12 protein-coding genes are annotated in these 11,363 nt (G+C 45.5%); 9 read left to right on the forward strand and 3 right to left on the reverse strand.

Translation table 11 applies throughout. From position 1 onward, the window contains the following. Nucleotides 1-321: 321 nt before the first annotated feature. Nucleotides 322-1,323 (reverse strand): sugar phosphate isomerase/epimerase family protein, encoded by a 1,002-nt coding sequence (locus tag NC99_RS03450; RefSeq protein ID WP_053179900.1) that lies wholly within the window; start codon nucleotides 1,321-1,323, stop codon nucleotides 322-324. A gap of 177 nt (nucleotides 1,324-1,500) precedes the next feature. On the opposite strand from NC99_RS03450, the gene NC99_RS03455 reads away from it, so the two are divergent. The 9 genes from NC99_RS03455 to NC99_RS03495 all read left to right on the forward strand — a co-directional run bounded on the left by NC99_RS03455 (nucleotide 1,501) and on the right by NC99_RS03495 (nucleotide 9,760). Beyond that, nucleotides 1,501-2,364 carry a mechanosensitive ion channel family protein gene (locus NC99_RS03455; protein ID WP_082326285.1) on the forward strand — a complete coding sequence of 288 codons (864 nt, stop codon included), beginning with the start codon at nucleotides 1,501-1,503 and terminating at the stop codon, nucleotides 2,362-2,364. Between the two features lie 346 nt (nucleotides 2,365-2,710). Further along, nucleotides 2,711-4,117, forward strand: coding sequence for an anthranilate synthase component I family protein (locus tag NC99_RS03460; protein WP_053179902.1), 1,407 nt, complete (start codon nucleotides 2,711-2,713; stop codon nucleotides 4,115-4,117). A gap of 11 nt (nucleotides 4,118-4,128) precedes the next feature. Then, complete coding sequence (locus NC99_RS03465; protein WP_053179903.1) at nucleotides 4,129-4,746, forward strand: anthranilate synthase component II; 618 nt, start codon at nucleotides 4,129-4,131, stop codon at nucleotides 4,744-4,746. Nucleotides 4,747-4,764: 18 nt separating this feature from the next. After that, nucleotides 4,765-5,754: an anthranilate phosphoribosyltransferase gene (gene trpD, locus NC99_RS03470; protein WP_053179905.1), complete on the forward strand. Its 990-nt coding sequence runs from the start codon at nucleotides 4,765-4,767 to the stop codon at nucleotides 5,752-5,754. Between the two features lie 12 nt (nucleotides 5,755-5,766). Continuing rightward, entirely contained in the window at nucleotides 5,767-6,549 is a 783-nt protein-coding gene (trpC, locus tag NC99_RS03475) for an indole-3-glycerol phosphate synthase TrpC (RefSeq protein ID WP_053179907.1), read from the forward strand. Between the two features lie 51 nt (nucleotides 6,550-6,600). Next, nucleotides 6,601-7,242, forward strand: coding sequence for a phosphoribosylanthranilate isomerase (locus NC99_RS03480; protein WP_053179909.1), 642 nt, complete (start codon nucleotides 6,601-6,603; stop codon nucleotides 7,240-7,242). 33 nt (nucleotides 7,243-7,275) lie between these two features. After that, nucleotides 7,276-8,457, forward strand: coding sequence for a tryptophan synthase subunit beta (gene trpB, locus NC99_RS03485; RefSeq protein ID WP_053179911.1), 1,182 nt, complete (start codon nucleotides 7,276-7,278; stop codon nucleotides 8,455-8,457). A gap of 107 nt (nucleotides 8,458-8,564) precedes the next feature. After that, nucleotides 8,565-9,353 carry a tryptophan synthase subunit alpha gene (gene trpA, locus NC99_RS03490; protein WP_053179914.1) on the forward strand — a complete coding sequence of 263 codons (789 nt, stop codon included), beginning with the start codon at nucleotides 8,565-8,567 and terminating at the stop codon, nucleotides 9,351-9,353. Between the two features lie 212 nt (nucleotides 9,354-9,565). Further along, nucleotides 9,566-9,760, forward strand: a complete 195-nt coding sequence (locus NC99_RS03495) for a hypothetical protein (RefSeq protein ID WP_053179916.1) — start codon at nucleotides 9,566-9,568, stop codon at nucleotides 9,758-9,760. Nucleotides 9,761-9,801: 41 nt separating this feature from the next. On the opposite strand, the gene NC99_RS03500 is transcribed toward NC99_RS03495, so the two are convergent. Together NC99_RS03500 and NC99_RS03505 are read right to left on the reverse strand one after the other, a co-directional pair. Beyond that, nucleotides 9,802-10,569, reverse strand: a complete 768-nt coding sequence (locus tag NC99_RS03500) for a LytR/AlgR family response regulator transcription factor (RefSeq protein WP_053179918.1) — start codon at nucleotides 10,567-10,569, stop codon at nucleotides 9,802-9,804. Between the two features lie 23 nt (nucleotides 10,570-10,592). After that, a partial coding sequence (locus NC99_RS03505; RefSeq protein ID WP_193391991.1) for a sensor histidine kinase occupies nucleotides 10,593-11,363 on the reverse strand: 771 nt, incomplete at its 5' end.

Genomic DNA, 11,363 nt, shown 5'->3' on the forward strand with positions numbered 1-11,363 from the left:
TCGCACGGTTTTTATTGATTTGACGGGAACGTCGGATGAAGTGAAAACGATGGATCGCCTGAAACTTTTGTATGAAGTCACCAACCTGAAAACATTGTCTGGCAATCCGTTGCCAGTCAGTATCGATATTGCCAACCAATAAACAGAAAGAGCGGCGAACTTGGTTCACCGCTCTTTCTCTAAACAAACAACTAAAATTACCTTTACACCTTTACAATCACTCAACCAATCAACCCCTGAAAAGTATAAGAAAAAGAAATATTGTGATTGCAAAGCAAGTTCTGATACGAACTCAAGAGGGAATTTGTTTCGTCGGACACGCTAGGATTTTTGATAATTGGCACGGACTTTTTCCAAAAGCCGCTTGGTTGCAATAATCCCTTCTTCCTCGGAGAGTTCGCTTCCTTCGTATTCAATACCAATATACCCCCGGTAGCCGGCATCCAACACAATCCCGATCATCCGTTCGTAGTCGGTTTCGGCTTCGTTGCCTTCTTCATCAAAACGGATTGATTTGGCGCTCACCGCCTTGGCAAAAGGCATCAGCTCTTCAACGCCCTGGTAGCGGTCGTACCATATTTCGGGATCATAACTCACTCTAAAGTTGGCAAAATCGGGTAGCGTTCCTATTCTTGGGTGGTCGGTCATGTTCATCACATCGGCCAGCCAGCTGCCATCGCTTGAATAACCACCGTGGTTTTCAACCAGGATGTTGATGTTGGCCAGCTCGCCGTATTCACAAAGCAGATGCAGCCCATCGGCAGCCAGCTTTTTCTGTTCTTCGTAGGAGCCTTGGCTTCCGGCGTTGACCCGCACGGAGTGGCATCCCAAAAATGCTGCTGCGTCAATCCATTTTTTGTGATTCTCCAACGTTTGCAGGCGTTCTTCCCGTGTAGGAGCGCCAACCATCCCTTCAGCGTCGCACATGATAAGCAGCGATTTCACACCCGCATCATCACAAGCTTTGTTCAGATCGATGAGGTAGGCCTGGTTTTGGGCTTTGTCGAAAAAGCACGTGTTCACATATTCAACCGCATCAATGCCTAACCTTCTGGCATAAGCCGGAAACTCGATGTTTTTCATGGTGGCACTTTTTTCAATGCTGGCGAAGTCGTTGTGCAACATATCATTGAACTTCTCCCAGCCGGCCTCACGCGCCTTGCCAAAAATCTGGTTGTTCACCGACCATTCGGCCAGCGAGATTTTGAATAATTCTTCTTTTTTGCAGCTGGTCAGGCTTGCGGGGAAAGAGCTAAGCAACACACCAGAAGTCACAACTGCTGACTGTTGGATAAAGGACCGTCGGTTTAGTTTCATCTTCATTTGTTTATCGATTTAGAGTTGAAAGCTAATTTAGGAAGAAAGTTTCATCCGTCAAATTAAAAGATTCTGAAGGTCAGCACGATTAAAAAGTATTTTTCTTGCATTTCGTAGCGAAAGGTTTTGGGCAATAGCCTAACTTGTATTGAAAATCTACTTTAAAACTAAATTCAAATCAAAATGGAAAATTATCAAAACCTGGTTGAAAAAGCCTATGAGCTTATTTTAACCTACGGGCCTAAGATTGTTTTGGCAATCCTTGTATTGATCATTGGTTTGTGGATTATCAACCGCTTTACCCGTGCGACCCGACAGCTGATGGAACACCGAAATGTCAATGTTTCATTGGTTGGCTTTGTTTCAAGCTTGACGAATGTTGGACTAAAAGTGCTGCTGCTAATTAGTGTGGCAGGCATGATTGGCATTCAAACAACCTCGTTCATTGCAATCATTGGAGCTGCCGGTCTGGCCATTGGATTTGCGCTGCAGGGCACCCTGGCCAACTTTGCCGGCGGCGTGATGATTCTGATTTTCAAACCCTACAAAGTGGGCGATCTGATTCAAACACAGGGACATTTGGGTGTCGTTAAAGAGATTCATATTGTCGTGACAATCTTGCTGTCGCCCGAAAGCAAAACGATCATTATTCCGAATGGAGCCATTTCAAACGGAGATATCACCAACTACACCACCGAAGGGAAAATACGCGTTGACCTGACCTTCGGAATTTCCTATGCATCGGACATAAAAAAAGCCAAAGAGGTTTTGTTGGCCGTCTTAACATCACATCCGAAAGTGATGACCGATCCGGCCCCATTTGTTGGCGTGAGTTCATTGGCCAGCAGCTCGGTCAATTTAGCCGTTCGCCCGCATGCTTTGCCCGAAGACTATTGGACAGTTTATTTCGATGTGTACGAGCAAGGAAAAGAGGCCTTGGATGAAGCCGGAATTACGATTCCATTTCCACAGATGGATATTCATTTTGGAAATAACACCATTCCGCCACTGCCAACGGTTGGTGGCGAAATTCAAACCGTCAATTAGAAATCTGTTAAAAAATGGATTTTTTTCTATCGGACTGTCATCAAAATTTGGCAATTCGGATAATAATTCATTTTTTTACACTCTCAAAGTTCAAACAAGATTAAAGCATAAATACAATATGGCTTCCGTGGTGGGGTCTTCTTCAAACAAGAAGGTAATAGCCATATTGGTATTTTAAAGATTATACAAATGAATCAGATCATGTTAACAAACTGGTGGTGGCGCAATAACTTTTCACATTTCCGTGGAGAGGAGTAGCTTACATGCCAGTCATGATCAAAAAAAGCGGCTTATCGGTACACGGTAAGCCGCTTTTTTTATGTCGAAATTTAAAAAATGAAATAAAATGAATCCAATTAATGTGCAGGTGAATATGAAGAAAATCCTGGCCGACACGCTAACGCCGGTCAGTGTTTATCTGAAATTCCGGGAATTATTCCCAAATTCCATTTTGTTGGAAAGTTCCGATTATCATGGAAATGAAAACGCGTACTCCTTCATTTGTATCAAACCCATGGCGTGCTTCACAGCCGATCAGGGCCTGATTACCATCGACTACCTGGGCAAACAGGTGATGAGCAAAGAAGTGAACGACCACAAAACCGTTGCGGTGGAGCTGGATGCATTTTTTAAGTCCTTCAACTTGAGCGGTGCTGTGGACAACACCCCGGCCAATGGACTGTTTGGCTACCTCAGTTTCGATTCCATTAAGTATTTCGAAAAAATCAATATTACCGCCGAACGGAAGGAAGCCTATTCGGTGCCGGAAGTGAAGTATTGTTTTTACAAGTACATTTTGGCCATTGATCATTCGAAAGACATGATTTCGCTGATTGAAAACCTGGCCGAAGGCGAAACGGCAGAAATGGCGCAAATCGAGTCGTTGCTCAAAAACCTGTCGTTTCCCGACACCAAATTCGATTTGGAAGGCGAAGAATCATCCAACATCACCGATGAAGAGTACCGGCAGATGGTGACCAAAGGCAAGGAGCATTGTTATCGGGGCGATGTGTTCCAGATTGTCTTGTCGCGCCAGTTTGCCCAAAAGTACAAAGGCGATGAATTTAACGTTTACCGCGCCTTGCGGTCTGTTAATCCATCGCCTTACTTGTTTTTCTTCGACTATGGCGATTTTCGGATTTTTGGATCCAGCCCCGAAGCGGAGTTGCGCATCAAAAAGGGGCGAGCCATTATCAATCCCATTGCCGGCACATTCCGGCGGTCGGGCAACGACGAGCAGGACCGGATTCTGGCGGAGCAGCTGTGCGCCGATCCCAAGGAAAATGCGGAACACGTCATGCTGGTGGATCTGGCGCGAAACGACCTGAGCCGCAATGCCGAAGATGTGACGGTAGACAGCTACCGCGAAGTGCAGTACTTTTCGCATGTCATTCACCTGGTTTCCGAAGTGTCGGGCAAGCTGCCTGAAAATGCCAACATGGTCACTGTTTTGGGCGATTCGTTTCCGGCCGGAACTTTGTCGGGCGCCCCCAAACACATGGCTTTGCAACTGATTGACCGCTACGAAAATCAGCGCCGCAGCTATTACGGAGGAGCCATCGGCTTTATGGGCTTCGACAACAGTTTGAACCATGCCATTATGATCCGCTCATTTCTGAGCAAAGGGAAAACCCTATATTATCAGGCAGGCGCTGGCATTGTAGCCGACTCGAAAGAAGAAAACGAACTGCAGGAAGTGAATAATAAGCTGGCTGCCCTGAAAAAAGCCATTGAAATTGCAAAAGAAATTTAATTCCAGACCCAATGAAAATAGTAGTCATTGATAATTACGATTCATTCACCTACAATTTGGTGCATGCCATTAAAAAGCTTTCCGGCCAGCCGGTTGACGTGATCCGCAACGATGAGCTGGAACTGAAAGACCTGGAAAAATACGATAAGATCGTGCTGTCGCCGGGCCCGGGAATTCCCGTGGAAGCCGGCCTGTTGCTCGATATTATCCGCGAGTTTGCTCCGCGAAAAAGCATGCTGGGTGTTTGCCTCGGGCATCAGGCCATTGGCGAAGCTTTTGGAGCCAAACTGACCAACATGAACCGCGTGCTTCACGGGATTGCCACGGAAGTTAAACAACTGGCACCTGATCCCGTTTTATTTGAAAATGTTTCGGAACAATTTGAAGCTGGCCGTTATCACAGCTGGATTGTGGAACAAGATGGACTTCCGGCTTGCTTTGAAGTGACCAGCAGAGATGGCAAGGGCATGATCATGTCGATGAAGCACAAGGAGTACGATTTACGCGGTGTGCAGTTTCACCCCGAATCCGTATTAACTCCGGAAGGTGAGAAAATGATCGCGAACTGGTTAAGAGAACTTCCCAGTCCTGCCAATGCAGAAGCTCCGGCACCTAACTCGCAAACTTGAAACTCGAAACTAAATGAAATGAAAGATACATTAGACTATTTATTTGAAGGAAACAGCCTGAGCAAAGCACAGGCACAGGATTTATTGACCCGTGTTGGCGAAGGACAGTTTTCGGAGGCCGAAATTGCAGCTTTGTTAACGGTTTTCAGAATGCGGAAAATTAAAGGTGAAGAAATGGCCGGATTTAGGCAAGCCATGTTAAACCTCTGTATTCCTGTTGATTTTTCAGACTACAACACCATTGATGTGGTTGGAACCGGCGGCGATGGAAAAAACACCTTTAATATTTCAACCCTGAGTTGCTTTGTGCTGGCGGGAGCCGGATATAAGGTAACCAAACACGGGAACTACGGACTGAGCTCCGTGAGCGGCTCATCCAACATGTTTGAATATTTTGGCTATCAATTTAGCAACGATACCGGTAAACTGCGTCGCGAAGTGGAAGAAACAGGCCTCACTTTTTTTCATGCGCCACTTTTTCACCCGGCCATGAAGTATGTTGGACCCGTGCGCAAGGCCCTGAAAGTAAGAACCATATTCAACATCATGGGACCAATCATGAACCCATCATCGCCCAAAAATCAGCTGATTGGCGTGTCCGACCTTGAGATTATGGATCTTTATGACCAGGCGATGCGCGATGGCGACCAGCAATACATGATTGTACACAGCCTCGACGGTTACGATGAAGTTTCGCTGACCGCGGAAACGCGTTATGTTTCTGATGAAACCGAAGATAACCTGGCACCGGCTGATTTTGGTTTTGAAAAACTACAGCCGGAAGAACTTTCGGGTGGACATTCGGTTGTGGACGCCGCCAAAATCTTCGTCAATATTCTGGAAGGAAATGGAACCGAGGCTCAGCAAAATGTAGTAATTGCCAACGCAGCGCTGGGAATTAAGTGCATGTTTCGCGCCAAATCGTTGGCCGACTGCGTGGCCGAAGCCAGTGATTCGCTGAAAAGCAAAAAAGCGCAGGCTGTGTTTAAAAAATTATTCAACCAATAAGTCGGAAATCGAATGACTATTTTAGATGAAATAAACGCAAACAAGCGCCGCGAGGTAGAGCAGGCCAAAGCGAAAATCAGTGTGGAAGAACTCAAGCTGTCACCTTTTTTCAAGCGTTCAGTCAATTCGCTAAAAGCGGCATTAAAAGCTGATGGAGCTTCGGGGATTATTGCCGAGTTCAAAACTAAATCACCGTCAAAAGGGGTGATTAATGACCAAGCAGAAGTGACTGAAGTAACGTCTGGCTACGTAGCGGCGGGAGTTTCCGGCTTGTCGGTTTTAACGGATGAACAATACTTTGGAGGATCGTTCGAAAACCTGGCCAAAGCCCGGATGGCCAACCCGAAAACACCGGTCCTTCGAAAAGATTTTATGCTCGACCCCTACCAGGTATACGAAGCCAAAGCACATGGCGCCGACCTGATTTTACTGATCGCGGCCAGCCTCAGCAAAGACGAAATGTTGCACCTTTCGGAAACCGCCAAAGCGCTTGGATTGGAAGTTTTGGTTGAAGTGCATACCGAAGAGGAAATTGAAAAGCTGAATCCGCTGGTCGATTTGGTAGGCGTGAACAACCGGAACCTGAAAACCTTTGAGGTCGATTTGGAAACATCGGTTCGCCTGAGCAAGCTTTTACCAGCCGGCGTATTCAAGATTTCCGAAAGCGGATTATCTTCGGCAGACCATATTCACTACCTGCGCAAGGCCGGCTTTAAAGGCTTTTTGATGGGCGAAAATTTTATGAAAACAGCATCGCCAGGCCAGGCCTGCGCTGATTTTATCAAACAGTTATAAAAAGAGATTGATCGGATGACTTGAAGTCATCCGATCAATAAAAAAGTGAAAATGAAAACACTGAAAATAAAAGTTTGTGGCATGCGCGGGCCCGAAAATATTCGGGAGGTCATGCTCGCGTCGCCCGACTATTTGGGATATATTTTCTACCCAAAGTCGAAGCGATTTGTCGGCGAAACGCCCAACCCGGAGATTTTTAGCCTGGTTTCCGGATCTACACAAAAAGTAGGGGTTTTTGTCAACGAAAACTTGGAAAAAGTCCGGACCATTTGCGCTAACTTTGGCCTTGAAGTAGCCCAGTTGCACGGGTGTGAAAGTCCGGAATATTGCCTGGCTTTAAAAGAAGGCGGCTTGCAGGTTGTTAAAGCTTTTTCGGTGGATGAACATTTCGATTTTCGACAACTTGAAAACTATGTTGGCGCAGTGGATTATTTCTTGTTTGATACCAAAGGCAAATTACCCGGCGGCACTGGCCAGAAATTCAACTGGAACCTGTTGCAAAACTATCAATTACCAGTCCCTTTCTTTTTAAGTGGCGGAATTAAGCCTGCTGATGTGGAAGCGCTTTCGGTATTCAACCACAAGCAATTGTATGCATTGGATATCAACAGTGGGTTTGAAATCAATCCGGCTGAAAAAGACATAGAAAAAGTTAACAAATTTATCAGTCAAATCAGAAAATCAGCGATCTAGTATCATGAATCTGGAATCTAAAAATCTTACGATATGAACTATCAAGTCAATAAAAAAGGTTATTACGGCGAATTTGGGGGAGCATACATTCCCGAAATGATGCATCCCAATATTGAAGAACTACAGCAACGATACATGGAAATTATCAACTCGTATAATTTCCGGCAGGATTTTATTCACCTGCTGAAACACTACGTTGGACGGCCATCACCGCTGTATTTCGCCAAGCGCTTGTCTGAAAAATATGGTTCGAATATTTATTTGAAACGCGAAGATTTGAACCACACGGGCTCGCACAAAATCAACAATACGATTGGGCAAATTTTGCTGGCTAAATCGTTGAATAAAAAGCGGATCATTGCCGAAACAGGCGCTGGTCAGCATGGTGTGGCCACGGCTACAGTTTGCGCACTGATGGGCATGAAATGCATTGTTTACATGGGAGCACTGGATGTGGAACGTCAGGCTCCCAATGTAAAGAAGATGAAGATGCTGGGCGCCGAGGTAATTCCGGCGGTTTCGGGTAACCAAACGCTGAAAGATGCCACCAACGAGGCGATGCGTGACTGGATTAACAACCCGGAAGATACGCACTACATCATTGGGTCGGTGGTTGGGCCGCATCCGTATCCCGATATGGTGACCCAATTTCAGGCGGTGATCAGCGAAGAAATCAAAATGCAGCTGGACGAGCACATTGGACGCGAATTTCCAACCCGCGTCATTGCCTGCGTGGGCGGCGGAAGTAATGCGGCCGGCGCTTTTTATCATTTCCTGGAGAATGAATCGGTGGAACTGATTGGCGTTGAAGCGGCCGGAAAAGGCGTGGAAACCAAAGAAACAGCTGCCACCTTAACGCTTGGCAAAGTAGGCGTGTTGCACAGTGCCAAATCCATGCTGATGCAAACCGAAGATGGCCAGATCGTGGAACCTTATTCCATTTCGGCCGGATTGGATTACCCGGGAATTGGCCCACTGCATGCGCACCTGTTTCAAACCAAGCGGGCCAGGTATCTGTGGGCAACCGATGAAGAAGTGCTGGAATCGGCTTTGGAACTGACCCAGCTGGAAGGCATTATTCCGGCCCTGGAATCGGCCCATGCCTTAGCTGCATTGAAAAAAATCAAGCTTCAACCGGATGAGGTGACGGTGGTGAACCTCTCGGGGCGTGGTGACAAAGACATGGAAACCTATTTGAATTATTTTGGCTATTAAGATCCCTCGCCAACCTTTTCCCAAAAGGGAAGAGGCGGGCTCCCAAACGTGACAGCTTTTAAAATCGACTAATAATTCTCCGCGACTTCGCGGTAAAAAATAAGCAGATGAGCACACAAAATAGAATCAACCAACTTTTTCAAAGCAAGAAAGACAACATCCTTTCGGTTTATTTCACCGCTGGATATCCCAATTTGGACGATACGGCAACCATTATTCAAACCCTGGAGAAAAATGGCGTGGACCTGATTGAGATTGGGATGCCTTTTTCGGACCCGGTAGCTGATGGGCCTGTAATTCAAAACAGCAGCACGGTTGCCCTAAAAAACGGGATGAGTATCAAAAAGCTTTTTCAGCAGCTGACATCAATCCGCCAATCAGTAAAAATACCACTCATTTTGATGGGCTACCTCAATCCAGTCATTCAGTTTGGGGTGGAAGAATTTTGCAAAAAATGCAAGGAAGTAGGAATTGACGGACTGATCTTGCCCGATCTGCCACTGTCAGTTTACGAGGAAGAATATCAGGCCTTATTTGAACAGTACGGCTTGCACAATGTTTTGTTAATTACTCCGCAGACTTCCGAGGCCCGGATCCGGCAAATTGACGAGGCATCCAACGGTTTTATCTACATGGTGTCCAGTTCCTCAACAACCGGTGCCAAAGACAAAGTGTCGGATTTTCACCAGGAATATTTTGAACGGGTCAACCAGCTGGAGCTGAAAAATCCCCGCTTGATTGGTTTCGGAATTTCAAATCACGAAACCTTTGCCAATGCCTGCAAATACGCGTCAGGCGCCATTATTGGCAGTGCCTTTGTCAAAGCCCTGGAGCAGGAAATTAGCCTGGAAGAACGAATTTCACGTTTCGTTAATCGAATTGTAAACCCCGTTTAATTCTGATGCTGTTAATTTGTAATGCAATCGGGCTTGAAAATGTTTTAAAACAAGTTTGTCAACGAAAGGATGCAGCCACCTGTATAACAATACATTGAAGCTCAAAAAAATTTTCCATGATGTTAAATCATGTTAATCCGTATTTCCCGACATACCAAAATCCAAACGGTTGTGTTATCTTAATGGAAGTAATTAATTAAACGTTCTGTGCTATGATTGAGTATGCAAAAGTAATTTTACCAAAGGTTAGCTTTAGCCGGGATTTATTCCGCAAAGAGCTGATCAAATGTGCTAAGTGGGCTGAGAGCCCGGATGATCTCAATGAGCTGCGTGAATGGTGTGATGAGAATTTTGGGGATATGTACCCCGAAATTTTAAATGATGTTCTTTCAACGATTGCTGCATAAAGACACGAAAAAAAAAGGTCCCAAATCGGGGCCTTTTTTTATTAACGATCCATCCATTTTTTAAACAAGGATACTTTATCGCGGCTAACTAAAATCGGCTCGTTGTACTTTCCGCTGGCTGGTTTCACCTTTAGCCGGCTTCCCGAATAGATCACCACATCTTTTATCCAGTTAATATTCAGCAAATAGCTCCTGTTTACACGAAAGAAAAGCGCCGGATCAAGCATGTCGCTCAACTGATCCAGCGAGTAGTCAATATCCAGCATTTTTCCTTCTGCGTGCATCAAAAAAGTACTTTTCTCCTGAACGAAAAAACTCTCGATTTCCTGAACCGAAATGGATTGATAATGCTGCCCAACTTTGATAAAAAACCTTGATTTGTAGGAGTTGGAAAATTGAGCCAGAAGTTTCTGCATGCCCAACTGCATACTCACTTCCGGAAAAGTGGACGCCGAAAATATGACTTTATATTTGTCGATGGCCCGGCGGAGCTCATCGGCATCAACGGGTTTTAGCAAATAATCAATGCTATTTACTTTGAAGGCTTTCAGTGCGTATTCGTTGTAGGCAGTTGTGAAAATGACTGGCGATTTAATCGAAACCAAATCGAAAATTTCGAAGCTTAAACCATCGGCCAGCCGGATGTCCATAAAGATCAAATCCGGATGCTGGTGTGTTGAAAACCATTCGGCTGCCTGGCTCACAGATTCAAGGCAGTCAAGCACTTCAACCGGTTCGCTTAGCTCAGATAAAAGTTTCTTAAGCTTTTGGGCTGCAGGCTCTTCATCTTCAATAATCACTACTTTCATGCGCTATTCTTTTAGTTGCTCTTCTATTTTTTCTGAATCAGGGGAATCATGACTTTGTAATGCTCAAAAGATTCCTGGATCACCACGTCTTCGCCACAAACCTGCCGCACCCGCTTCGCCAGGTTGCTCAATCCGGTTTGTGGTGAGTCTTCAAGCGATTGGATGTTTTGCTTGTTATTTTCAACACTGATGTAATGGGCATCTTCCAACTTAATTTGAATAACCAGCGGACTTTCCTTGGTCGCGGCATTGTGCTTTAGCGCATTCTCCACCAACAGCTGTAACGAAACCGGCAAAATGGAGGAATGCTCCGGAAGCGTTTCATCTATTTCAAGCCGAAACCTCTCCTTTCCCCGAAGCTGGTGCAAGTAAAAATATTGTTTCACAAATTTCAGTTCATCGGCCAGTGGAACCGTGTCTTTCGGATTGTTGTCCAACAAATAGCGATAGCTCGAAGCCAGTTTCTGAATAAACTCATCGGCCAGCTTGGGATCAGTGTAAACCAGCGACGAAAGGGTATTCAAACTATTGAAAAGAAAGTGTGGATTCACTTGGTTTTTTAGGGTTTGATATTGGTACTGCAACTTTTCTTCATTCAGCTTTTGCACTTTTTTGATGGCGGCAAACAGCTGCGAGACAAAGAAAATAACGCTGCCGGTAAGCAGGCCAATGGCCGATCCAAGCAGGAAGCCTCGCATTTCATATTGCGGGATTCCATGAATAAAGTCGGCAGGACTGGCACCCTGAACAATGGACAGGGTGATGCCTGTAAGCACAAAAAGGACGAAGCCAAT

Origin of the sequence: Sunxiuqinia dokdonensis (assembly GCF_001270965.1) — a bacterium.
GTDB classification, from domain to species: domain Bacteria; phylum Bacteroidota; class Bacteroidia; order Bacteroidales; family Prolixibacteraceae; genus Sunxiuqinia; species Sunxiuqinia dokdonensis.

Excerpts from the sequence above, each read along its gene's own strand:
- NC99_RS03460 (WP_053179902.1), top strand. The coding sequence starts at position 2,711 with ATGAATCCAATTAATGTGCAGGTGAATATGAAGAAAATCCTGGCCGAC.
- NC99_RS03465 (WP_053179903.1), top strand. The coding sequence starts at position 4,129 with ATGAAAATAGTAGTCATTGATAATTACGATTCATTCACCTACAATTTG.
- trpB (WP_053179911.1), top strand. The coding sequence starts at position 7,276 with ATGAACTATCAAGTCAATAAAAAAGGTTATTACGGCGAATTTGGGGGA.
- NC99_RS03500 (WP_053179918.1), bottom strand. The coding sequence starts at position 10,569 with ATGAAAGTAGTGATTATTGAAGATGAAGAGCCTGCAGCCCAAAAGCTT.
- trpC (WP_053179907.1), top strand. The coding sequence starts at position 5,767 with ATGACTATTTTAGATGAAATAAACGCAAACAAGCGCCGCGAGGTAGAG.
- NC99_RS03455 (WP_082326285.1), top strand. The coding sequence starts at position 1,501 with ATGGAAAATTATCAAAACCTGGTTGAAAAAGCCTATGAGCTTATTTTA.
- NC99_RS03480 (WP_053179909.1), top strand. The coding sequence starts at position 6,601 with ATGAAAACACTGAAAATAAAAGTTTGTGGCATGCGCGGGCCCGAAAAT.
- NC99_RS03450 (WP_053179900.1), bottom strand. The coding sequence starts at position 1,323 with ATGAAGATGAAACTAAACCGACGGTCCTTTATCCAACAGTCAGCAGTT.
- NC99_RS03495 (WP_053179916.1), top strand. The coding sequence starts at position 9,566 with ATGATTGAGTATGCAAAAGTAATTTTACCAAAGGTTAGCTTTAGCCGG.
- trpD (WP_053179905.1), top strand. The coding sequence starts at position 4,765 with ATGAAAGATACATTAGACTATTTATTTGAAGGAAACAGCCTGAGCAAA.
- trpA (WP_053179914.1), top strand. The coding sequence starts at position 8,565 with ATGAGCACACAAAATAGAATCAACCAACTTTTTCAAAGCAAGAAAGAC.